This window comes from Vannielia litorea (genome assembly GCF_019801175.1).
GTDB lineage: Bacteria > Pseudomonadota > Alphaproteobacteria > Rhodobacterales > Rhodobacteraceae > Vannielia > Vannielia litorea_B.
In genome coordinates, this window is sequence record NZ_JAHVJR010000001.1 from 466,754 (window position 1) to 487,099 (window position 20,346).

23 protein-coding genes are annotated in these 20,346 nt (G+C 63.3%); 14 read left to right on the plus strand and 9 right to left on the minus strand.

The features are described from left to right. Nucleotides 1–66: 66 nt before the first annotated feature. Nucleotides 67–396 carry a hypothetical protein gene (locus KUV38_RS02305; protein WP_222468502.1) on the plus strand — a complete coding sequence of 110 codons (330 nt, stop codon included), beginning with the start codon at nucleotides 67–69 and terminating at the stop codon, nucleotides 394–396. Here KUV38_RS02305 and KUV38_RS02310 read toward each other — a convergent pair. Next, nucleotides 387–917: a DUF2239 family protein gene (locus KUV38_RS02310; protein WP_222468503.1), complete on the minus strand. Its 531-nt coding sequence runs from the start codon at nucleotides 915–917 to the stop codon at nucleotides 387–389. The genes KUV38_RS02305 and KUV38_RS02310 overlap by 10 nt on opposite strands. Before the next feature lie 61 nt (nucleotides 918–978). Here KUV38_RS02310 and KUV38_RS02315 point away from each other — a divergent pair, with 61 nt between their 5' ends. Further along, complete coding sequence (locus KUV38_RS02315; protein ID WP_222468504.1) at nucleotides 979–1,296, plus strand: hypothetical protein; 318 nt, start codon at nucleotides 979–981, stop codon at nucleotides 1,294–1,296. A gap of 32 nt (nucleotides 1,297–1,328) precedes the next feature. Here KUV38_RS02315 and KUV38_RS02320 read toward each other — a convergent pair whose 3' ends face one another. Continuing rightward, entirely contained in the window at nucleotides 1,329–2,336 is a 1,008-nt protein-coding gene (locus KUV38_RS02320) for a hypothetical protein (protein WP_222468505.1), read from the minus strand. Between the two features lie 69 nt (nucleotides 2,337–2,405). Between KUV38_RS02320 and KUV38_RS02325 the strand changes: the two genes are divergently transcribed. The 4 genes from KUV38_RS02325 (at nucleotide 2,406) to KUV38_RS02340 (ending at nucleotide 6,246) form a co-directional block, all read left to right on the plus strand. Further along, on the plus strand, nucleotides 2,406–2,825 hold the full coding sequence (locus KUV38_RS02325; RefSeq protein WP_222468506.1) for a hypothetical protein: 420 nt from the start codon (nucleotides 2,406–2,408) through the stop codon (nucleotides 2,823–2,825). Between the two features lie 78 nt (nucleotides 2,826–2,903). Then, nucleotides 2,904–3,347 carry a VOC family protein gene (locus tag KUV38_RS02330; protein ID WP_222468507.1) on the plus strand — a complete coding sequence of 148 codons (444 nt, stop codon included), beginning with the start codon at nucleotides 2,904–2,906 and terminating at the stop codon, nucleotides 3,345–3,347. Further along, the gene (locus KUV38_RS02335; RefSeq protein WP_222468508.1) at nucleotides 3,344–4,876 is read left to right on the plus strand and encodes a cryptochrome/photolyase family protein; all 1,533 of its coding nucleotides are present in this window, start codon (nucleotides 3,344–3,346) and stop codon (nucleotides 4,874–4,876) included. The genes KUV38_RS02330 and KUV38_RS02335 overlap by 4 nt, the downstream gene beginning before the upstream one ends. Next, nucleotides 4,873–6,246 (plus strand): coniferyl aldehyde dehydrogenase, encoded by a 1,374-nt coding sequence (locus KUV38_RS02340; protein WP_222468509.1) that lies wholly within the window; start codon nucleotides 4,873–4,875, stop codon nucleotides 6,244–6,246. Before KUV38_RS02335 ends, KUV38_RS02340 begins: the two co-directional genes overlap by 4 nt. Before the next feature lie 153 nt (nucleotides 6,247–6,399). Here KUV38_RS02340 and KUV38_RS02345 read toward each other — a convergent pair whose 3' ends face one another. From KUV38_RS02345 to KUV38_RS02370, 6 genes are all read right to left on the minus strand, one after another. Next, complete coding sequence (locus KUV38_RS02345) at nucleotides 6,400–7,248, minus strand: class III extradiol dioxygenase family protein (RefSeq protein ID WP_222468510.1); 849 nt, start codon at nucleotides 7,246–7,248, stop codon at nucleotides 6,400–6,402. A gap of 10 nt (nucleotides 7,249–7,258) precedes the next feature. Then, on the minus strand, nucleotides 7,259–7,615 hold the full coding sequence (locus tag KUV38_RS02350) for a protocatechuate 4,5-dioxygenase subunit alpha (protein WP_222468511.1): 357 nt from the start codon (nucleotides 7,613–7,615) through the stop codon (nucleotides 7,259–7,261). A 186-nt stretch (nucleotides 7,616–7,801) separates the two neighbouring features. Continuing rightward, entirely contained in the window at nucleotides 7,802–8,692 is an 891-nt protein-coding gene (locus KUV38_RS02355; protein ID WP_315898585.1) for an amidohydrolase family protein, read from the minus strand. Then, nucleotides 8,689–9,729 (minus strand): 4-oxalomesaconate tautomerase, encoded by a 1,041-nt coding sequence (locus KUV38_RS02360; protein WP_222468512.1) that lies wholly within the window; start codon nucleotides 9,727–9,729, stop codon nucleotides 8,689–8,691. Before KUV38_RS02360 ends, KUV38_RS02355 begins: the two co-directional genes overlap by 4 nt. Before the next feature lie 148 nt (nucleotides 9,730–9,877). Further along, entirely contained in the window at nucleotides 9,878–10,570 is a 693-nt protein-coding gene (ligK, locus tag KUV38_RS02365; protein WP_222468513.1) for a 4-carboxy-4-hydroxy-2-oxoadipate aldolase/oxaloacetate decarboxylase, read from the minus strand. Beyond that, nucleotides 10,567–11,304 (minus strand): PIG-L deacetylase family protein, encoded by a 738-nt coding sequence (locus KUV38_RS02370; RefSeq protein ID WP_222468514.1) that lies wholly within the window; start codon nucleotides 11,302–11,304, stop codon nucleotides 10,567–10,569. Before KUV38_RS02370 ends, ligK begins: the two co-directional genes overlap by 4 nt. Before the next feature lie 157 nt (nucleotides 11,305–11,461). Between KUV38_RS02370 and KUV38_RS02375 the strand changes: the two genes are divergently transcribed. The 5 genes from KUV38_RS02375 to KUV38_RS02395 all read left to right on the plus strand — a co-directional run bounded on the left by KUV38_RS02375 (nucleotide 11,462) and on the right by KUV38_RS02395 (nucleotide 15,930). Beyond that, the gene (locus tag KUV38_RS02375; RefSeq protein WP_222468515.1) at nucleotides 11,462–12,709 is read left to right on the plus strand and encodes a LysR family transcriptional regulator; all 1,248 of its coding nucleotides are present in this window, start codon (nucleotides 11,462–11,464) and stop codon (nucleotides 12,707–12,709) included. A gap of 82 nt (nucleotides 12,710–12,791) precedes the next feature. Then, nucleotides 12,792–13,706 carry an NAD(P)-dependent oxidoreductase gene (locus tag KUV38_RS02380; protein ID WP_222468516.1) on the plus strand — a complete coding sequence of 305 codons (915 nt, stop codon included), beginning with the start codon at nucleotides 12,792–12,794 and terminating at the stop codon, nucleotides 13,704–13,706. A gap of 10 nt (nucleotides 13,707–13,716) precedes the next feature. Next, nucleotides 13,717–14,112, plus strand: coding sequence for a protocatechuate 4,5-dioxygenase subunit alpha (gene ligA, locus KUV38_RS02385; RefSeq protein WP_222468517.1), 396 nt, complete (start codon nucleotides 13,717–13,719; stop codon nucleotides 14,110–14,112). Further along, the gene (locus KUV38_RS02390; protein WP_222468518.1) at nucleotides 14,112–14,963 is read left to right on the plus strand and encodes a class III extradiol dioxygenase subunit beta; all 852 of its coding nucleotides are present in this window, start codon (nucleotides 14,112–14,114) and stop codon (nucleotides 14,961–14,963) included. Before ligA ends, KUV38_RS02390 begins: the two co-directional genes overlap by 1 nt. Nucleotides 14,964–14,982: 19 nt before the next feature. Continuing rightward, nucleotides 14,983–15,930 carry a Gfo/Idh/MocA family oxidoreductase gene (locus KUV38_RS02395; protein WP_222468519.1) on the plus strand — a complete coding sequence of 316 codons (948 nt, stop codon included), beginning with the start codon at nucleotides 14,983–14,985 and terminating at the stop codon, nucleotides 15,928–15,930. Nucleotides 15,931–15,999: 69 nt separating this feature from the next. Here the strand turns inward: KUV38_RS02395 and KUV38_RS02400 are convergent, their stop codons facing one another. Further along, nucleotides 16,000–18,150: a polysaccharide biosynthesis tyrosine autokinase gene (locus tag KUV38_RS02400; RefSeq protein ID WP_222468520.1), complete on the minus strand. Its 2,151-nt coding sequence runs from the start codon at nucleotides 18,148–18,150 to the stop codon at nucleotides 16,000–16,002. Between the two features lie 238 nt (nucleotides 18,151–18,388). On the opposite strand from KUV38_RS02400, the gene KUV38_RS02405 reads away from it, so the two are divergent. The 3 genes from KUV38_RS02405 to KUV38_RS02415 all read left to right on the plus strand — a co-directional run bounded on the left by KUV38_RS02405 (nucleotide 18,389) and on the right by KUV38_RS02415 (nucleotide 20,323). Continuing rightward, a complete protein-coding gene (locus KUV38_RS02405; protein ID WP_222468521.1) occupies nucleotides 18,389–18,685 on the plus strand; it encodes a hypothetical protein in 297 nt (98 codons plus the stop codon). A 165-nt stretch (nucleotides 18,686–18,850) separates the two neighbouring features. Next, entirely contained in the window at nucleotides 18,851–19,369 is a 519-nt protein-coding gene (locus KUV38_RS02410; protein ID WP_222468522.1) for a hypothetical protein, read from the plus strand. 276 nt (nucleotides 19,370–19,645) lie between these two features. Beyond that, nucleotides 19,646–20,323 (plus strand): sugar transferase, encoded by a 678-nt coding sequence (locus tag KUV38_RS02415; RefSeq protein ID WP_315898586.1) that lies wholly within the window; start codon nucleotides 19,646–19,648, stop codon nucleotides 20,321–20,323. Nucleotides 20,324–20,346 lie beyond the last annotated feature (23 nt).

Genomic DNA, 20,346 nt, shown 5'->3' on the forward strand with positions numbered 1-20,346 from the left:
CCTGCGTCATTGTTCAGTGCTTTTGCGCCGTCACCACGGCTGGGAAATTTCAGGAAAGGTATGAAAATGAAGACCTTGATAAAGCTCCCCATCCTGCTTGGTGCAATCTCGATCCTCGCGGCCTGTTCCGATGGAACCGGCCTTGGCATCGCGCCGAAATACGGCATCGAGCGCCCGGTGAAGGTCGAGAAGCTGCCGGACGGCGAGGTGAAGATCGGCGCGCGCACCTTCAAGACCCGCCGTGAACGGGCAACCTATGCAGACGGCAAGAGCGAAGAAATTTGGGAGATGAGCGCCACCGGACAGTGGATAAAGTGCTTCTCCCCCACGCAAGCGGGCTGCGAAAAGGCCTACAACATCTACCTGCGCGGCGCGCAGGGCGGCGGCTACGGCTGAGGGGCGGTGCCGTCTGGCGCCCTGGCAAGCCACAGCGCGTGGGCCCGAACATCGTCCGGCCAATGCGCCACCGCCCCGGCAAACCCCTCGCCGGCATAGAGCGCCCGCATCGCCTCTTCATAGCCCGGCAGGTCGCCCGCGATGGCGGTGCAAAAGGCATAGGCCGCATCGCGCCGCGCCGCCGGGTTGGGCTGCCGTATCGCTTCTTCCACCAGCCGCCTGAGCGTGGCCGAGGCCCCGCCGCGCTGGCTGGCCAGCCACTCCCAATGGCGCGGCAGGAGGGTCACTTCCTTGGCCCGCACCCCCAGCTTGGGCCGTCCGCGCCCGCGCGGCGCTGTGTCGGCGGGCGGGGCAGGCGGGGCTGAAAGGTCGAGGTCCGTCTCCCGCCCTGTCAAATCGCTGAACACCAGCAGCGCCGCGCCCGGCCCGTACCCGTTGGCCCGCAGCGCCTCGGTCAGCGCGGCTCGCGTGCCCTGCGCCACTCGCCGGGCACCCTCGAATGCGGTGAATGTCTCGTCCATGCCCGCTATTTACACCCGGGTAAAAATATGTCAACTGGCGGGCCAGCAAAGGACGAACGATATGATCGACAAGCAAGCCGCCCGAAGAGCCGCCAAGGAGGCCCCGCAACACTGGGTGATCTATGCCGCCCGCACCGGCGGGCAGGCCTGGGTCGGGGCCACGCCCAACCTCCAAGCCGCAGAGAACCGCCTGCGGTTTCAACTGAAGATGGGCAGTTGCACCGTGGCCGGTATGCAGGCCGCCCATGACGGCACGCTCACCACCGAAGCGCTGGAAGAGATCGACGACGCTCTCGGCCCGCTCGCCCGCGACGAGGCGGTGAAAACCCTGCGCGCCACATGGGCCGCCCGGCTCTCAGCCAAACCGATGGAGCGGTAGGGCACGCAGGTTCTCGCACGAACCGGCGCCCGTCACCGCATCCAGAGGTTCTCACGCTTCAACTGGTTGCGAATGGCTTGTTCCTTGCGGGGCAGCTTTGCCCGGTCAAACAGCGCCCGCGCCCGCTCGCCCTTGCTCTGAAAGATCAGCCGCTTGAAGGGCTCGTATTCCTTCAGCACCTTCTTGATCTTGTTGGGTGCCGTCACCTCGGCCAGCGCGTCTACCACCCGGTCGGACTCGCGGGCATAGAGCAGCGACATCACCCGCCAGTGGCAGGTCACATCGCCATCCAACCCGTCCAACTCCGGGCCGGGCCGCCCGCCGCCAAAGGAATGGATCACCAGCGGCAGCGCAACCTGGTCGAGCCACGGGTCCAGCTCCTGACAGGCCAGCGCGTCAGGGGCATCGTCCCGGATCGCCAGCGCATACTCCTCGAACCGCGCGCCAAAGCTCGGCCCGCAGGGGCCAAAGAACCACCCGGCGTTGAAGTAAAGGTAGCGACGCCAGTATTCGTCCGGCTGGCTCTTATCGAGGCTCGGCTCAAACTCCAGCCCGAACTTGTCATAAAGGCTCTTCCAGATGCCCGCGTAGCCGGGCCCGTAGAGCGGCACCTCGGGCCATGTGCCTTCACGCCGCATCGAGGCGGAGGGGCGGCTGAAGTCGAAGGGCAGGGCAGAGAGCGCCCCCGTCACCAGCGTGTCACTGTCGAAGAACACGAAAGGCTCTCCCTCGGGCAGCGCCCGCAGCGCCTCGATCTTGTTTCCATAGGGGTAGTCCGCGCCAAAGTGGTGGCTCTCGAACGGCAGGATCTCTGCCCCCAGTTCCTCCACCAGCAGCTTGCGCACCGCCGCACTGTCGATCCGCGGATCATCCGGCCAGCGTGGCCCCGGCTGCGGCTCGGCCACAAAAAGCCGCCCCTCGAAGCCTTGGTCAAAATGCCGGAGCGAGGCCGCAAAAAGCGCCGCCTCATACTGAAGTCTGCCCCCCTGGGCGACCACGACGATGTTGAAAGGCTTTGATTTCTTCCGCTTCGCGGCCATACTGCTCGGGACCCCGCATTTTCGGGGCCACTATAGCCAAAGTCCATTTGCCGAAAAGGAAAATCCCCGATGAGTTTCCTCAAGCTCACAGCCGCCACGCTGCTCGCCACCGCGCCCCTCACCCTTCAGGCCGAGAACTTCACCACCGCCGCCGAGGTCCGCCCCATCCTCGAAACGATCAAGGACAAGTGGATCGCCATTCGCGTCGAGGGCAATGAGGATTACGTCTTCTTCACCCCCATCGTCTCATGGCGCTGCGGCGTGGACTCGGTCCAATTCGGCTTCAACGACGAGCCGCCCACCCGCGCGCTGGAGATGGCCGAGTGCCACACCGAGTTCTCCAACCCCAACGTGATGGTCGACGGCGACCCGATCCCCCTTATCACGGCCCCGGCCAACACGGTCGAGAGCGTGACGATCCGGATGATGTATGACGATGGCTCGCTGTCCGAATCCATCATCCCGCGCAAACAGGTGCTGATCCCCTAGCGCCGGACGGGCCGCAACACTGGCGCTCCGCGCCCCGCGCCCTATCCTTTGGCCCCAACAGTCAAAGGAGGGGCAGCAATGCGCTACGTTCACACCATGGTCCGGATTACCGATGTCGAGGAAAGTCTCGATTTCTGGGTCACCAAATTCGGCCTCGAAGAGATCCGCCGGATCGACAACGAGCAGGGCAAGTTCACCCTCATCTTCCTCGCCGCCCCCAAGGACGCCGCCAGCGCCAAGGAGACCCGCGCCCCCGAACTGGAGCTGACCTACAACTGGGACAGCGACGAGAAATACGAGACCGCCCGCGCATGGGGCCACCTCGCCTACCGGGTCGATGACATCTACGCCACCTGCCAGAAGCTGATGGACGCGGGCGTCACCATCAACCGCCCCCCGCGCGATGGCCGCATGGCCTTCGTCAAGTCGCCCGACAACATCTCGATTGAGCTGATCCAGGAGGGCGACGCCCTGCCAAGCGCCGAGCCCTGGGCCTCGATGGAAAACACCGGCGACTGGTGAGCGCACCCCGCCTCGTCCTCGTTCTGGGAGACCAGCTGACCCCCTCCGTCGCCGCCCTCGCGGCGGCGGAGAAGGGCAGGGACGTGGTGGTCATGGCCGAGGTGGCGGTGGAAACCGACTACGTCCGCCACCACCCCAAGAAGATCGCCCTGATCTTCGCCGCCATGCGCAAATTCGCCGCCCGTCTCGCGGAGGATGGCTGGCAAGTCGCCTACACCCGTCTCGATGATGATCAGAACGCCGGCTCCATCCCCGGCGAACTCCTCCGCCGCGCCGAGGAGCATGGCGCGAAACAGGTCATCGCCACCCGCCCCGGCGAATGGCGCCTGATCGAGGCGCTGGAGGATTGCCCGCTCAAGATCGACCTGCTGGAAGACACCCGCTTCATCGCCAGCCACGACGACTTCGAGCAATGGGCCAAGGGCCGCAAGGCTCTGCGGATGGAGTATTTCTATCGCGAGATGCGCCGCAAGACCGGCCTGCTGATGGAGGGGGGCGAGCCCGCTGGCGACAAGTGGAACTACGACCACGACAATCGCAAACCCGCCGAAGATGACCTCTTCCTGCCCAAGCCCCTCTGGTTCGAACCGGATGAGGCCACCGAGGAAGTGCTAAGCCTCGTCGAGTCCCGCTTCGGCAAGAACTTCGGCAAACTCCGCCCCTTCGGCTTTGCCACAACCGCCGAAGAAGCCGAAAAGGTGCTCAGCCACTTCATCGACGACGCGCTGGAGAACTTCGGCACCTATCAGGACGCGATGCTGCAAAACCAGCGCTTCCTCTATCACTCCCTGATCTCCGCCTACCTCAACATTGGCCTGCTCAATCCGCTCGACGTATGCCAACGCGTCGAGGCCGCTTGGAAAGAGGGCAAGGCCCCGATCAACGCCGCCGAGGGCTTCATCCGCCAGATTCTCGGCTGGCGCGAATACGTCCGCGGCATCTACTTCCACGAAGGGCCGGAGTATCCGCGCCGCAACGCCCTGAACCACCAGCGCAGCCTGCCGCCGCTCTACTGGGGCGCCGAAACCAAGATGAACTGCCTGTCGCAGGCGGTAAAACAGACCGAGGAAGAGGCCTACGCCCACCACATCCAGCGGCTGATGATCACCGGCAACTTCGCCCTGATCGCGCAGATCAATCCGGCGGAGGTCCACGAATGGTATCTTGAGGTCTACATCGACGCCTTCGAATGGGTCGAAGCCCCCAACACCGTGGGCATGAGCCAATTCGCCGATGGCGGCGTCATCGCGTCAAAGCCTTATGTCTCCTCTGGCAACTACATCAACAAGATGTCCGACTACTGCGGCGCCTGCGCCTATTCGGTGAGCAAGAAAACAGGGGAAGGGACCTGCCCCTTCAACCTGCTTTACTGGCATTTCCTGCTGCGACATCGCGACAGATTTGAACAAGGCCCCCGCACCGCCCAGATGTACAGAACATGGGACAGGATGGATGAGGCCCGGCGCAAGACCGTGCTGCGCGAAGCCGAAACCTTCCTCGACAGAATGAGCAAAGGCGAAACCGTATGACCGACCTGAACCAGATCCTCGAGACCCAGCGCACCGCCTTCCTCGCCGCCCCGCCGCCCGATCTGGCCACCCGCCGCGCCGACCTCTCCCGCCTCGCCAAGGCGGTGAAGGCCAAGGCCGATGTGCTGGCCAAGGCGGCGAACGATGATTTCTGTCGCCGCGCGCCGAGCGAAACGAAGCTGCTCGACCTCGTGCCCACGATCAACGCTATCGAATATCTCGACAGCAACCTGCGCCGCTTCATGGCCCCCGAGCGCCGCAGCACCCATTTCGCCCTCTGGCCCGGCAAGTCCCGCGTCCACTACCAACCCAAGGGCGTGGTGGGCATCATCTCGCCCTGGAACTACCCCTACCTGCTGGCGCTCGCCCCGCTGGCCACGGCGCTGGCCGCAGGCAACCGCGTGATGCTGAAGCCCTCCGAGTTCACCCCCGCCTGCTCCGCCGCCATGCGCGAGCTGCTCGAAGAGCTCTTCCGCCCCGATCAGGTGGCCGTGGTCGAAGGCGGCCCCGAGCTGGGCGCGGAGTTTTCTTCGCTACCCTTCGATCATCTCTTCTTCACCGGCGGCACGGAAGTGGGCCGCAAGGTGATGCAGGCCGCCGCCGCCAACCTCACGCCCGTCACTCTTGAGCTGGGCGGCAAAAGCCCGGCCATCCTCGCCCCCGGGGCCGACATGGTCGAGGCCACCGCCTCCATCGCCTTTGGCAAGCTGGTCAACGGCGGCCAAACCTGCATCGCCCCCGATTACGCGCTTGTTCCGAAGGACAAGCTCGACGCCTTCTGCGAGGCCATGCAGGCCGAGGCCAAAAAGCTCTACCCCTCCGGCACCGCCGACGAAAACTTCACGCTCCCCATCCACGACCGCCACGCCGCCCGCCTCGCCAAACTGGCCGACGACGCCGTCGCCCAAGGCGCCCGCCGCCTCCCACTGTTGGAGGGCGATAACGCTCCTGCGATGCTGCTCGACGTGACGGGTGAAATGCCCGTGATGCAGGAAGAAATCTTCGGCCCCCACCTGCCCGTCATCCCATACGACACGATCGATGACGCCATCAGCTACATCAACGCTCGCCCGCGCCCCCTCGCGCTTTACCACTTCGGCCCCGATGACGAGGCCCGCGACGCCGTACTCACTCGCACCACCTCCGGCGGCGTTACGGTGAATGACACGCTCCTGCATGTTGCCGTCGATGACCTCCCCTTCGGCGGCATCGGCCCCTCCGGCCTCGGCAGCTACCACGGGCCAGAAGGCTTCAAGTCGATGAGCCACGCCAAGTCAGTCTTCACCCAGCGCAAACCCAACGGCAGCCACCTCATCCGCCCGCCCTACGGCAAGTGGACGAAACGCATCCTGAAGCACTTCCTCGGCTGAACGCCCGTTCAATTCAGCCACTGCGCCAAAAGAGAATTAAAGCCTCCGGCGGGAGTAATTGCCGCAAGAAAATGGACAATTCGATTAAAATTGCGCGCGTCCCCGCTCCATTTTCTTGCTCCAAATAACTCCCGCCGGAGGCCCAAAATCTCTTCAGGCAGCACATTCCAGCAAGAGCGTGCCGGCCGCCGTGTTTGAGATCGGGATGTGATAATTCCGGGTGATCTCCGTCACCTCATCCCCCAGCGCCCCGCGCATCATCATCCACATCAGAAACTCGGTGCCCTGCGCGCCTGCCTTTTCAACCAGCTCCATCCGCGAGATCTTCGTCAGCTCTTCGGGGTTGGAAACGATGTTCTCGAGGCAATACTGGTCGAACTCCTTGTTGATGAACCCGGCCCGTGCGCCATCCAATTGATGGCTCAAACCACCCGTACCGAGGATCACCACCTTCGCCTCCTCGGGGAACGACCCCAGCGCCTTGCCCAAAGCCTTGCCGAAATCCAGTGCCCGCTTCAGCGTCGGGATCGGGTGCTGCACCGTATTTGCGCTGATCGGCACCGCCCGCGGCATGTCCGGATTGTTCGGCGCCCCCGGCCAGAACAACTGCATCGGCACCACGAAGCCATGGTCCACCGCCAGCTCCTGGCAGGAGGTGATATCGAACTCATCCTCCACCATGCTCTCGATGATATGCCAACTCAGTTCCGGCGCGCCCGGAAACGCCGGCAGTTCGGGCAGGCCCCAGCCCTCATCCTCATTTCGGTATTCATGCGCCGCGCCAATCGCGAAGGTCGGCATCCGGTCGAGAAAAAACCCTAGCCCGTGGTCGTTGTAGATGTTCACCACGTAGTCCGGCTTTTGCTCTTTGATCCACGCATGAACCTTCGGGTAGCCGTCGAAGAAGGGCTTCCAGTAGGGGTCATCCTGCAACCCCTTGTCGATCGCGTTGCCCACGGCGGGGATGTGCGAGGTGGTGATGCCACCGAGTATCTGTGCCATATCCCCGCCCTCACGCCTGACTGGCCAGAAAGGCCTGGAACTCTTCGCGCGTCCGGCCCGTCTGCATTCCGCCCACGTCCTGAACGCTCAGCTTGAAGATGCCCGCCAGCTTGGCGAGGTAATAGATGTTCCCGCCCTCTGCGATCATGCCTAGGATGTCATTGTCGCGGATCGCCTGACGCTGCTCTTCCCGCAGCCCGTAGGCCTCCATCCAGCCTTCCGGATCGGCCCTGAACCCCTCCCGGTTTTCGGCGCGGTTGAAGTCGTAGCACATCTTGTTCAGCGCATAGCCCTTCATGGCCATCCGCCCGTCGAACACCGTCGTGCCGGGTATGTCGATATGATAATCGTGGCTGTGTTGCGCCATGCTGTCCTCCATTGCTTTATGGCGGTATCGCATGGCGGCGGCGGGCCGGAATTTGACCTGAATCAAGCCGGTCCCCCGGTTTGCGCGCTTCGAATAACGGTGGCAAAAAACGAATGGCGGCGTGGCTGCGACGCAAACGCAAACGGGCGCCGCACCGCGACGCCCGCTCAGCCAAAAATCACCCGGTCACCGCTCCCAGTAGAGCCGCATCGGGTTGTCCACCAACAGCTTTTGCTGCTGCTCCGGCGTGGGCGCGATCTTGGGGATGTAATCCACCAGCGCCCCGTCATCCGGCATGTGGCTCTTCATGTTCGGGTGCGGCCAGTCGGTGCCCCAGAGCACCCGGTCGGGGAACCGCTCGACGATGGCCCGGCAATAGGCGATCACGTCGTCATAGGGCGGTCCCTGCAGGCTCAGCCGCTCCGGGCAGGTGACCTTGCTCCAGATGTTCTCATTCCGCGCCATCAGATCGATGAAGCGCTGAAAATCCGCGTGATCCACGCCCTTGCTCACATCCGGGCGGCCCATGTGGTCGACCACCAGCACGGTGGGCAGGCTCTCCAGAAACGGCACCAACTCTTCCAGATCGGCCGCCTCGAAATAGACCACGATATGCCAGCCCAGCTTGGCGATCCGCTCGGCAATGCCGATGAAGACCTCCTTGGGCGTCGCATCCACCAGCCGTTTCACGAAGTTGAACCGCACGCCGCGCACGCCCGCCGCATCCATCTCGGCCAGCTCTTCATCCGTCACATCGGGGCCGACACTCGCAATCCCGCGGGCCAGATCGCCAGCGGCGCGGCAGGCATCCACCATCGCCCGGTTGTCCTTGCCGTGGCAAGTCGCCTGCACGATCACGTTGCGCGAAAACCCCAGATAATCCCGCAATTCGAACAGCTTGTCCTTGCCCGCGTTGCAGGGCGTGTACTTCCGTTCCGGCGCAAAGGGAAACTCCGGCGAAGGCCCGAACACGTGGCAATGCGCATCCACCGCCCCCTCGGGCAGCTTGAAATCCGGCTTCTTCGGGCTGGGGTGAAACTCCAGCCAATCCGCATCCATCACCTGCACGTCGCTCATGCAAAAACCTCCCCGTCCATCAGTTTGCGCGCCGTCCGTAGGATCGCCGCCTCTGTCACTTCGCCACCGTCCACGGTGGCCACCACCGTCATCTCGCCCGTGGGGTGCTCTACCGACAAGGCCCGCTCCCGGCCTTCGCCGCGCTGGGCGAGGTCATAGGCAGGCGAGCCTTCCGTCAGGCAGGCCGTCGCCACGCTCACCGCGCCCAGAACGCCAATTGTCTTGTGGCAGCGGTGCGGAATGAACGTCCGTGTCGAGATCGCCCCCGCCTTCGGCGCGCTCACCATCGTCATCTTCGGCACCGACTTCTCGGTGACATCCCCAAGGTTCATCATTGGCCCCGCCTTCAGCCGGATCGCCTCCAGCTTCTCACGCAGCGCCTCATTGCCTTCAAGCTCCTCCGGCGTCTCCTCGCCCGAAATCCCCATATCGGCGGCCCGCATCACCACGCAGGGCATGCCATTGTCGATCAGGGTGCACGCCACACCCTCGATCTCGTCACAGGCATTCCCGGTGGGCAGCAGCGCCCCGCAGCTCGACCCGGCGGTATCCTTGAAGGCAATCGGCACCGCCGCCGCCGTCCCCGGCACACCATCAATCTTCGCCTCACCGGCATAGCTCACCTTGCCCTCCGGCGTGCTCACCCGCGCCACGGCGATCTGGCCGGTGTTCTCCATGTAGATCGTCACAGGCGTCTCACCGTCCTGCGCCTGCACCAACCCGCGTTCGATGGCGAAGGGGCCGACCCCGGCAAGGATGTTCCCGCAGTTCTGGGCATCGGTCACGATGGGCTGGTCGGTGAAGACCTGCAGGAAGAGATAATCCACATCCACGCCGTCGCGCTCCGAGGCCTTCACCACCGCCACCTTCGAGGTCAGCGGGTCCGCCCCGCCCATCCCGTCGATCTGGCGAATGTCCGGCGAGCCCATGACCCGGAGCAAGAAGGCGTCCCGCGCCTCCGGCAGGTCAGCGGCCAGAAAGTAGCCCCCCTTGGAGGTGCCGCCGCGCATCCACATGCATCTCGTGCCGTCGCTCATTTGCCCGTCTTTCTGCACCGGCATAACGTGCGGTGCGGGTGAGAAATCTTAATATGCTGCACCTGCGATATGCATGGAATGTGCATCAGATGTGCATCAGTTGTGCTGGGGTGCTCAGATACCTTTCGGCGCTGCAGCGAGATTCCCCTCAAACATATTTCAATCCGGCTTTCTCCAGACGCTCGCGCATCGAATAGATGTCGAGCCCCAGTTCTCCGGCCTCGAACCGCGCCCGTTTGGAGGCCTCGTTGGCCTCCCGTGCGCGCGCCTTTTCCAGCACCTCTGCGGCCTCTTCCCGGCGGACGACGACGACCCCGTCATCATCGGCGACCAGCACGTCTCCGGGGTTCACCATCTCTTCGGCGCAAACCACCGGCACGTTCACCGAGCCGAGGGTTTCCTTGATCGTTCCCTGCGCGAACACCGCCTTAGACCAGACCGGAAAATCCATTTCCGTCAGGTCTTTAACGTCTCTAACGCCTGCGTCGATCACCAGCCCGCGGCAGCCCCGCGTCTGCGCCGAGGTGGCCAGCAGGTCGCCGAAATAGCCCGCGTTGGAGGGGGTGATCGTGCCGAGGCACAGGATATCGCCCGCCTGAATCTGCTCGATCGCGACGTGGATCATCCAGTTGTCGCAGGGCGGAGCGAGGATGGTCACGGCAGAGCCCGCCACCCGTGCGCCGGTGTAGATCGGGCGCATGTAGGCGGCCAGCAGGCCCTTGCGGCCCTGCGCCTCATGCACTGTGGCCACGCCACATTCTGCAAGCCCGTCAATGACTTGAGGGTCAGCCCGCTCGATATTTTGGACGACAACGCCCGTGGTGCCCGGCTGATAGCTCATTCCAGTTCATCCACCGTGCGCGGGAAGATCGACTGGAAGCCCTCGGCATAGCGGCAATCCCGCCCGCCCGACTGGCCCCCGGAATTCCGGCGGAAGTGGTTGCCCCGGTTCTCGGCCACGTTCTCGTAGAAGTGCCACAGGTGCTCCTGCCCCTGCATGCACTGGATCGCGGCCCATTTCTTGTCCCACACCGGGGTGATGTCGAGGAACACGTTGGGCCGCCATTCCATCTGCTCGGTCTGATGCGGCTCGAACAGGTAAAGCTGCGGCGCGCCCAGCACCTTCTGGCCGGGGTTATGGCCCCAGGCCTGCGCCACCATCCGCGCCTCCAGCGCAAAATCGGTCGTGCGCATGTGGTCGGTGTTGTAGGGGTCCCATTTCGAGTGCGAAAACATGAACTTGGGCTGCACTTCGCGGATGATGTCCACCATCTGCTCCAGCGTCTCGCGGCCCAGATCGAGCGGATAGTCGCCCCGGTCGAGGAAGCGAATGTCGTTCACGCCAAGCGCGGCGGCGGCATTCTCGGCCTCTTCCTGACGGGCGACCTTTACCTTTTCGAGGGTCATGCCCTCCTGCTTCCAGAGCTTCGCGCTCTCGCCGCGTTCACCATAGCTCAAGCAAACCACGGTAACCTCGTAGCCCTTGGACTGGTGCAGGGCGATGGCCCCGCCTGCGCGCCAGACGAAATCGGCGGAATGGGCGCTGATGACCAGCGCTGTCTTCTTGTCACTCATGGGTCGCTATCCTCCTGCTGCACGGCCTCCGACGGCCCTGCCTTGCGGAGGGTTCTAAGGGGCAGGGAGCATGTGCGGAAATTCCAACCTTGGCGGCACCAATCGATTTTTGCTATAGCTTATGAAAATCGGATATCCTTGCTCCCGGCGCCGCCTCATGGAATTTCCCAACATCCGCCACCTCCAGGCCGTAGTCGAAACCGCCCGGCTGAAGCGCGTCGCGCTGGCAGCCGATGTGGTCCATCTTAGTCAGCCTGCGGTGACCCATGCCATTGCAAAGATTGAGAAAAATCTGAGCGTCAAGCTTTTTGACCGGCGCCCTGACGGCATGTATTGCACCCGTGCGGGGCAGCTCTTTCTGGTACGCGCGGAGCGGATGATCGACCTGTTGCGCGAGGGCGCGGCTGAGGCCGTGCGCCGCGCCAGCCGCGATGAGAAATCTGGCGAGGAGGGGCCCGTCCGCAAGGATTTTCACGGCGCGCTGACGCCGGTTCATCTGCGCACGCTGCTGGCCATGGCCAGTGCCGGCAACTACTCGCAGGCCGCCCGCGCGCTGGGCGTGTCCCAGCCCTCCGTGCACCGCGCCGCCAAGGACATGCAGCGCCTTGCGGGCATCCGCCTGTTCGAGACCAACCGCCGCGGCGTGGCCCTGACCCTGCCCGGAGAAATCCTTGCGCGGCAGGCTCGCCTTGCGGCGGCCGAGTTGCGGCAAGCGGTCTTCGAGATCGCCGAGGAGCAGGGCAGGGAGGCCACCACCATCGTGATTGGGGCCATGCCGCTGGCCCGCTCGTCGATCCTGCCGCAAGTGATTGACGATGTTATCACTTCTGCCCCCAGCGCGCCTCAAATCCGCACGGTGGAAGGCCCCTATCCCGACCTGCTGCGCGGCCTGCGGTTTGGCGAGATCGACTTCATGATCGGCGCGCTCCGTCAGCCCCCGCCCGCCGATGACGTCTCGCAAGAGGCGCTCTTCGACGACCCGCTCTCCGTGGTCGCCAGCAAGGATCACCCGCTGGCGGGCGAGGCGACTGTCACCCTCGAAGATGCCCTTCGCTACCCCTGGATCGCCCCGCCCAAGCCCACGCCCGCGGGCTCCTACCTCTTCGACACGCTGAAGATCGACACCCTCCCCGGCACCCCGGTCAAGATCGTCTCCTCCTCTTTGGTGCTGGTGCGCGGTCTCATGCGGCGAGGCCCCTATCTCACCATCATGTCCAGCCGCCAGATTGAGATGGAGGAAGAGCTTGGCGTGCTCACCACCCTCCCGATCCCGCTGGAAGGCAACAAGCGCACCATCGGCCTGACCTTCCGCAAATCGTGGCACCCCACGCCCGCGCAAGCCCGGCTGATCGAACATCTGCGCAGGGTCTGCGCCGGTCTGTCGGACAGCTGTTCTATTGAATAATTGAATGGCTCGTCCCGCCTTTCGATTTTTCGCCAGCGCCGAAACTTGATAGAGACTCCCCCGTCACGAGGAGGTGGCGCAAATGTCTGATAATGCAAAGGTTTCAAACCGGATACCGGTTGTTCTGCTTGGCTTCGGCGAAGCGGGTCAGGCCTTTACGGCGGGCTGGAAAGCGGCTGGCGTGCCTGCCGATCTCTCCGCCTTTGATATCAAAACAAATTCGCCAGACACTGCCGAGGCCAAACGCGCCGACTACGCCGCGCATGGCGTGGAGGGCCTCACCACGCTCTCCGGCTCCGGCGCGGTCTTCAGTCTCGTCACGGCGGACCATGCCGAAGCCGCCGCGCAGGACGCCGCCGCCGTTCTGGCCCCCGGAACGCTGTTCTTCGACTGCAACTCCTGCAGCCCCGGCGCCAAACGCCATAGTGCGGCGGCGCTGGAAGCGCAGGGCATCCGCTACGTGGATGTGGCCGTCATGGCGCCGGTGCACCCCAAGCTGCACCACACCCCGCTTCTGATCTCTGGCCCCCACACCCAGGCCGCCGTCGAATGTCTCCACGGCCTTGATATGGAGGCGCAAATCGCTGGGCCAGACGTGGGTATCGCCAGTGCCACCAAGATGGTCCGCTCGGTCATGATCAAGGGTATCGAGGCCCTGACGCTGGAGTGCCTGCTTGCAGGCCGCCGCGCCGGGGTGGACGAGGCCGTGCTGGCCTCGCTCGACGCCTCCATGCCCGGCTGGAACTGGCCCACGCGCGCTGCCTACAACATGGAGCGCGCCACCACCCACGGCCTGCGCCGCGCGGCGGAGATGCGCGAAGTGGCGCGCACGGTCGAAGAACTCGGATTGCCCGCCGACATGTCCCACGCCACCGTGGCATGGCAACAGCGGACAGGGGACCTGAGCCTCCGCCTCGCGGATGGCCCCGAAGAGTACGCCGGTCGCGCCGACCGGATCAGCAACGCCATGGCGGGCACGCCCCGTGCCGCCGAATAGGGAGGACGTCATGAGAGACGAAAAGGAATATGACGACATTCCGGGGACTTACGTCTTCGATGCCGATCGTTCGCGGGAGGGGTATCACCTCAACCAGTTCTGTATCTCGCTCCGCACGCAAAAAGCGCGGGACGCGATGAAGTCGGACCCCGAGGAATACATGAGCCGCTTCCCGATGACGGAAGACCAGAAGCAGGCCATCCGTGACCGCGCCTGGAACCGGCTGCTCGAGCTGGGCGGTAACATCTACTACACCAGCAAGCTCGCGGCCTTCGACGGGATCACCTTTCAGGATCTCGCCGCGATGATGACGGGCGTCAGCCGGGATGAATACCGCGACATGATGCTCCACGGCGGTCGGTCCATTGAGGGCAACCGCAGCAAATCGGAATGGGAGAAGAAATAATGGCGCGGATCACCGCAGGCGTGGCATGCAGCCACGTGCCCGCCATCGGCGTGGCAATGGACACCGGCATCACCGAGCAGCCCTATTGGCAGCCCCTTTTCGAGGGCTTCACCAAGAGCCGCGAGTGGATGAAGGAAAACAAGCCCGACGTTATTTTCTTGGTCTATAACGATCATTGCACGGCCTTTGATGCCTCATGCATCCCCACCTTTGCGCTCGGCTGCGCTGCCGAGTACCAGCCCGCCGACGAGGGCTGGGGCCCGCGCCCGGTGCCGGTTGTGAAGGGGCATCAGAAGCTCTCGAGCCACATCGCCCAATCGGTCATTCTCGACGAGTTCGACCTGACGATCATGAACGAGATGGAAGTAGACCACGGCCTCACCGTGCCGCTTTCGGTCATGTTCGGGGAGCACGGGGTCGATGACGAGTGGCCCTGCCTCGTGGTGCCGCTGGCGGTGAACGTGGTGCAATATCCGGCCCCCACCGGGCGCCGCTGCTACAATCTCGGCAAGGCCATCCGCCGCGCGATCGACAGCTACCCCGAAGACCTCAACGTGATGATCTTCGGCACCGGCGGCATGAGCCACCAGCTTCAGGCCGAGCGGGCCGGGCTGATCAACCCCGAGTGGGACAACCGCTTTCTCGACTATATGGCGAACGACCCGGAAGCGGCGGCGGATATCACCCACCTGGAGTATCTGCGGGAGACCGGGTCCGAGGGGATCGAGATGGTGATGTGGCTCGTCATGCGCGGCGCGCTCGACGAGAAGGTCACCGAGATTCACCGGCACTACCACGTGCCGGCCTCGAACACGGCCGTTGGTCATATCATCTTGGAGAATCACGCTTAATTCAGCGGAAGGAAAGCAAATGCGCGTATGTGTAGCGGGGGCCTATGGGGCCTTTGGGATCAAGCATCTGGATGCCCTCGCGGCGATCGACGATGTCGAGGTCACTTCAGTAATGGGGCCGACCAAGGAGAAGATCGAGGCGCTGGCCGCAGAGCGGGGCATCGGCCATGCGGCGACTACGCTCGAAGAGTGCATCGCCCGCGATGATGTGGATGCAGTCATCCTCGCCACGCCCACGCAGATGCACGCCGATCAGGGCGTGGCCTGCATGGAGGCTGGCAAGCACGTGCTCATCGAGATCCCGATGGCCGACACGCTGGAGGATTCCCGCCGCCTCGTGGAGAAGCAAAAGGAGACCGGCGTGGTCGCCATGGCCGGGCAGGTCCGCCGGTTCAACCCGAGCCACCAGTGGATTCACAACAAGATCGAGGCAGGCGAGCTGAAGATCCAGCAGATGGACGTGCAGACCTACTTCTTCCGCCGGTCCAACATGAACGCCAAGGGCGAGCCCCGGAGCTGGACCGATCACCTGCTCTGGCACCACGCCTGCCACACGGTCGACCTGTTCCAGTACCAGACCGGCGAGACCTGCTCGGAGGCCTTCGGTCTGCAAGGGCCGCACCATCCGGAGCTCGGCATCGCGATGGACATGTCGATCGGCATGAAGGTGCCCTCCGGCGCGATCTGCACCTTGAGCCTGTCGTTCAACAACGATGGCCCCTTCGGCACCTTCTTCCGCTACATCTGCGATAACGGCACCTACATCGCCCGGTATGACGACCTCTACGACGGCAAGGAAAACCCGATTGATCTTAGCGGTGTAGCCGTCTCCGACAACGGGATCGAGCTGATCGACCGCGAGTTCTTTGCCGCAATCCGCGAAGGCCGCTCACCCAACGGATCGGTGGCCGAAACGCTCGCTGCGATGGAGACGCTCGACAAGATCGAGAAGAGCTTCGCCAGCTGACCTGGCCCGCTTGAGCCAAGGCCCGCTGCACCCCTGCCGCGGGCCTTTTTCTTTGCGCATCTGTCCCGGTCAATTGGCGTAGTACTTCGAGCCGTAGCCCCCGTAAGCGCCGTATCTTCCACCGTAGCCGTAGCGCCTCATGCCACGCGGATTGATCTGCGAGAGGATCAGTCCGGTGATCTTCTGGTCGCCTTGCCGGAACAGTCGAAGCGCCTCGAGCACCTGATCGGGCGAGGTGCTATCCCACTTCACGGTAAAGAGCACGGCGTCGACCTGCTGCGAGATGATCCGCGCATCCGGCACGATAAGCACGGGCGGCGTGTCGATCACGATGGCATCGAAATCCGCGCGCAGATCGTCGATCAGATCGCGGAACTTGTTGGATGAGAACAGGTCCGCCGCATTGACGCTCGTCTTCTCCCCCATCAGCACATGCAGGCCCATGCCCTCTGGCTCGTAGATGGCTTGTTCCTTCGTCGCCTCGCCAGCGATGAGCGAAACGAGGCCCTCCCCGGGGCCTGCTTCGAAGTATTGGTGCAGCGTGCGGCGGCGGATGTCGCCTTCGATCAGCAGCACCTTCTTGCCCATGCCAACGAGGTTCTGGGCGAGGGCGAGGGCGTTGGTTGTCTTACCTTCACCGGGGATCGAGGAGGTCGACAGGATCACCTTGGGCGGCGCGTCGACGTTGGAGAGCAGCACTGAGGTCCGCAAGTTGCGGAAGGACTCGGCGGTGCTCGAAGTGGGTTTGGCTCTGAGATACGCCAGCAGCTTGGCCCGCGAACGCACAGGGATGCGCGGGATCTGCCCCAGCACGCTGAGGCCGGTCGCCGCCTCCAACTCTGCCGAACTGCGGAAGCTGCGATTGCGCGCCTCCCGCAGCAGCACAAGGCCGGCACCGAGGACCAGCCCGAGCAGGGCTGACAGTGCGAGTATACGCGTTTTGCGCGGTTCGGAAGGCAGTTGGGGGATAACAGCATTGGAGAGAATCCGGCTATCAGCCTGTTGGATGCCTTCCTGCGCAGAGGTCTCCTTGAGCCGCCCGAGAAAATACTCGTAGAGCGCCCGGCTTGCTTCGGCCTCGCGCTGAAGCTGCTGCAGCGCGATGAGATCTGCGCTCTGGCTCTCGATCCGCGCGGCCAGATCGGCAGCCGATTGGCGGAGCGTCGTGACCTGCTGCGTGCTGCGGTTCAGGTCCAGCCGCGCCCGCTCGACCAGTTGGGCGAAGCGGGTGTCGAAGGCATCGGCAATAGTTGCGTCGCCGCTCACCTGAGGCAGGAATCGACGAAGCTGGTCGTCCGCTGCCGCTGCGGCCTGCGCCTCTCGCCCCACAGCAGCCACAAGGCGCTCCAGCCGGGCTTCCTGGGTGATGATGCTCTCTTCCGAGAGCGAGATCCGGTCGCGCAATTCCTTGAGCTGCCGTTCCATGGCGCGCAGAGATACGGCCGAAACAAGCTCCGTATTAGCGCTGAATTCGGCAAGGCGGGCCTCGGCGGCTTCAAGCTCCACGCGCAGTTCTCCAACACGGCCGGTAAGCCACGAGGTTGCTTTCTGGGTGGCGTCGAACTTCACTTCGAGCTGGTTCAGGATGTAAAGGTCCGCGAGCGTGTCGGCGATGGCTGCGGCAACAGCAGGATCCTCGGCGCTGGCCTGAATCCGGAATACGAGGCTGTTCACTACATTGGAGACACTGACCCGCTCCAGCAGCGCATCAATGACCCGGTTGCGCTGCCGTTCGGCCCGCTCAGCATCGCTGCGCTCCACCGTTGGCCGCTCGCCAAGAATGAGCGGGCGGATCTTCGATTTGAGCAGCGCAAAGGCGCTCGGCTCCCGCAGGCTGCTGTTGAATTCGGGGTTCTGCTCTAGGTCCAACCGGTCCGATACACGACCCGCCAGACTGCGCGATTTCATCACCTCGATCTCGGAGTTGATCGTCACCGTGTCGGCGGAGAGCCCGCTGACTACGCTTTCGATATCAACCACCGATTGTTGGTCCGTCTCCAGCATGACGACCGAGGTCGCGCGGTAGATCGGCACGGCGGCAACGTAAGCGTAATAACCCCCGGCCAAAATCCCGAGCACCGCAAAAATTGCGATGATCCATTTGCCCCGCCACAGCGAGGCCAGTAGCACACCAAGATCGATAACGTCGTCTTCACGCGGGTGGATTGCCTGATTTTGCTCTCCCGCATTCGCGCCTGAAATTCCCTTGTCCTGATGCATTCTGATCCCCGATCTCCTATTCGCGAGATACATTCAGAGCGAGCTTGCAACGCAGTGCTGGTGCGGCCTGATACACACCGCACAATCCGTGATTGCGATAGATTGGCTAAAATGTCGAGAAACTTTGCAATTCGTACTGATGGTCCGGAGATGCTAGGAGGTGAATCTACGAAAAGCATACCGGAGGTTGTGTAGGGTTCTTTCAGCGCCGGAGCCGTGTTAGGTAAAGGAGTGCCAAATGGAGGCCAAGATGAAGTTTCGATACGTAAGGTTCTCGTTCGCCATGGTTGTATGTGTGTGCCCCGGCTATGCCCAAACCACAGGCGGTATCGACTGCACCGCACCCGCAAATACTCAGCGCGCTGAGTGCAAGCCCTCCATGCTTCCGGTGCCAAGGCTCGCCACCAACGCCGCGCCGCTTCTAGCCGTTCCCGCCGGGCTTCTGGCACTCGGCGGCCTTGGAGCCGGAGGCGGAACGCCCAGCACGACCGGCACCACGGGAACGACCGGCACCACGGGAACCTTCGACCGCTGATCGAGCGCTCGCCACTATGCTGACTTCAGTCAAATTGTCGGCTCTGTTGCGGCACCCATAAACCTCGCCTTAAGCGCAACCTGATCAACTGCCCCCTGCATTGGGTGGCCGTGCGATGCGCAGCGTGCAGTTGCGCTCACAGCGGCGAGGAAAAGGTGGTGTTCCATGGAATGTAAGCTTGCAACCGGCCTTCGGTCGGCCTGCCGCATACTGCGGCGTTCTTACGGTATTCTCTCGGTTTTCGTGGTTTCGTCGTTGCTTGTGACAATTCCCGGCTCGGTCGCGGCACAATCCGCTGGCGCGGTAGTCATTGGCAGTGACAGGGGGGGCTTCATCCGCGCCCGACTCGCCGAGTTGCAGCAGATCAAGGCGCGCGGGCAGCGTGTTGAGATACGTGGCAGGGTCTGTTTCTCGACCTGCACGATGTTTCTCGGTGCGGATGATGTCTGTGTCTCGCCGGAAACGACCTTTGGGTTCCACGGCCCCGCTATGGCGATCGGTCGGCTGAGTCCGGCTCAGTTTGAGTCTCTCTCACGGCTAATCGCCAGCCACTACCCGCCGGCCATCGCGGATTGGTACATGGCTGAAGGGCGGATGCGCACGAAGGGGTTGTATCGGATGAAGGGTGAAGTCCTGATCCGGCATGGCATCGAGGCCTGCCCGCAGCGGGCAGGTTCGCGTTAAGCGGGAGTGCCGGTGCTTGTTGGTACGAAACTGCCCGGTCGGTTCGAAGTTTGTGATGAATGCGGGATGGCAATTGGCAGTTGGGAAATTCCTGCGCCAGTGCGCCCGTTAACGTTTTATTAAGAATAAGACTTTCATAAACGATGACGGATCTGGAGCCAAAGAAGCTTCAGGCTCAAGAATGTTTCTACCGAAAACCGGTCAAGGCCCTGTGTCAATTTCATGGGTCAGAAAAATAGTGCCGGCGAACAAACAATCAGGTTCGGGGGATGCTCGGTGAAAGTCGCAAAGATCGGTGCCACCGTTCCAATTGAGATATCCGGCCAGATAGCCGGTTATGCCGGGATCTATCGGCGCAGAGGCAAACGCCTGCTCGATATTGCACTGGCTCTTACCCTTCTCCCCTTGGTCGCGCCGGTGATCTTTGCGCTCTGCTTGCTGGTACGCCGAGATGGTGGCGCCAGCCTTTACGGCCACATCCGAATCGGCAAAAACGGCAGGCCTTTTCGCTGCTGGAAGATCCGGTCGATGGTGAACGGGGCGGACAACCGCCTTGGAGAACACCTCGCGAGCAACCCCACGGCTGCTGCCGAATGGGCGCGCGATTTCAAACTTCAGGATGACCCGCGCGTGACCGCGCTTGGCCACTTCATGCGCAAGACAAGCCTCGACGAACTACCGCAGATATGGAACGTGCTGCGAGGCGACATGAGCTTTGTCGGCCCCCGGCCGGTCGTGGCCGAGGAATTGGAGCGCTATGGCAACGCCCGTGCAGCCTATCTTTCTGTCCGGCCGGGCATCACCGGTCCGTGGCAGGTGACGGGGCGCAATCACATTTCATACGCAGACCGGGTGCAGATGGATGCCCAATACGCCCGTTCTTTCGGCATCTGGTCAGACCTGAGCCTGATCGCGCGCACGACAGGCGTGGTTTTGCGCAGCACGGGGCGCTAATCTGTCTTAGCGCAGGTTTGAAA

What these genes read in the sequence shown, in the direction of transcription:
- KUV38_RS02305 (WP_222468502.1), top strand. Translation starts at nt 67, where the DNA reads ATGAAGACCTTGATAAAGCTCCCCATCCTGCTTGGTGCAATCTCGATC.
- KUV38_RS02310 (WP_222468503.1), bottom strand. Translation starts at nt 917, where the DNA reads ATGGACGAGACATTCACCGCATTCGAGGGTGCCCGGCGAGTGGCGCAG.
- KUV38_RS02315 (WP_222468504.1), top strand. Translation starts at nt 979, where the DNA reads ATGATCGACAAGCAAGCCGCCCGAAGAGCCGCCAAGGAGGCCCCGCAA.
- KUV38_RS02320 (WP_222468505.1), bottom strand. Translation starts at nt 2,336, where the DNA reads ATGGCCGCGAAGCGGAAGAAATCAAAGCCTTTCAACATCGTCGTGGTC.
- KUV38_RS02325 (WP_222468506.1), top strand. Translation starts at nt 2,406, where the DNA reads ATGAGTTTCCTCAAGCTCACAGCCGCCACGCTGCTCGCCACCGCGCCC.
- KUV38_RS02330 (WP_222468507.1), top strand. Translation starts at nt 2,904, where the DNA reads ATGCGCTACGTTCACACCATGGTCCGGATTACCGATGTCGAGGAAAGT.
- KUV38_RS02340 (WP_222468509.1), top strand. Translation starts at nt 4,873, where the DNA reads ATGACCGACCTGAACCAGATCCTCGAGACCCAGCGCACCGCCTTCCTC.
- KUV38_RS02345 (WP_222468510.1), bottom strand. Translation starts at nt 7,248, where the DNA reads ATGGCACAGATACTCGGTGGCATCACCACCTCGCACATCCCCGCCGTG.
- KUV38_RS02350 (WP_222468511.1), bottom strand. Translation starts at nt 7,615, where the DNA reads ATGGCGCAACACAGCCACGATTATCATATCGACATACCCGGCACGACG.
- KUV38_RS02355 (WP_315898585.1), bottom strand. Translation starts at nt 8,692, where the DNA reads ATGAGCGACGTGCAGGTGATGGATGCGGATTGGCTGGAGTTTCACCCC.
- KUV38_RS02360 (WP_222468512.1), bottom strand. Translation starts at nt 9,729, where the DNA reads ATGAGCGACGGCACGAGATGCATGTGGATGCGCGGCGGCACCTCCAAG.
- ligK (WP_222468513.1), bottom strand. Translation starts at nt 10,570, where the DNA reads ATGAGCTATCAGCCGGGCACCACGGGCGTTGTCGTCCAAAATATCGAG.
- KUV38_RS02370 (WP_222468514.1), bottom strand. Translation starts at nt 11,304, where the DNA reads ATGAGTGACAAGAAGACAGCGCTGGTCATCAGCGCCCATTCCGCCGAT.
- KUV38_RS02375 (WP_222468515.1), top strand. Translation starts at nt 11,462, where the DNA reads ATGGAATTTCCCAACATCCGCCACCTCCAGGCCGTAGTCGAAACCGCC.
- KUV38_RS02380 (WP_222468516.1), top strand. Translation starts at nt 12,792, where the DNA reads ATGTCTGATAATGCAAAGGTTTCAAACCGGATACCGGTTGTTCTGCTT.
- ligA (WP_222468517.1), top strand. Translation starts at nt 13,717, where the DNA reads ATGAGAGACGAAAAGGAATATGACGACATTCCGGGGACTTACGTCTTC.
- KUV38_RS02390 (WP_222468518.1), top strand. Translation starts at nt 14,112, where the DNA reads ATGGCGCGGATCACCGCAGGCGTGGCATGCAGCCACGTGCCCGCCATC.
- KUV38_RS02395 (WP_222468519.1), top strand. Translation starts at nt 14,983, where the DNA reads ATGCGCGTATGTGTAGCGGGGGCCTATGGGGCCTTTGGGATCAAGCAT.
- KUV38_RS02400 (WP_222468520.1), bottom strand. Translation starts at nt 18,150, where the DNA reads ATGCATCAGGACAAGGGAATTTCAGGCGCGAATGCGGGAGAGCAAAAT.
- KUV38_RS02405 (WP_222468521.1), top strand. Translation starts at nt 18,389, where the DNA reads ATGGAGGCCAAGATGAAGTTTCGATACGTAAGGTTCTCGTTCGCCATG.
- KUV38_RS02410 (WP_222468522.1), top strand. Translation starts at nt 18,851, where the DNA reads ATGGAATGTAAGCTTGCAACCGGCCTTCGGTCGGCCTGCCGCATACTG.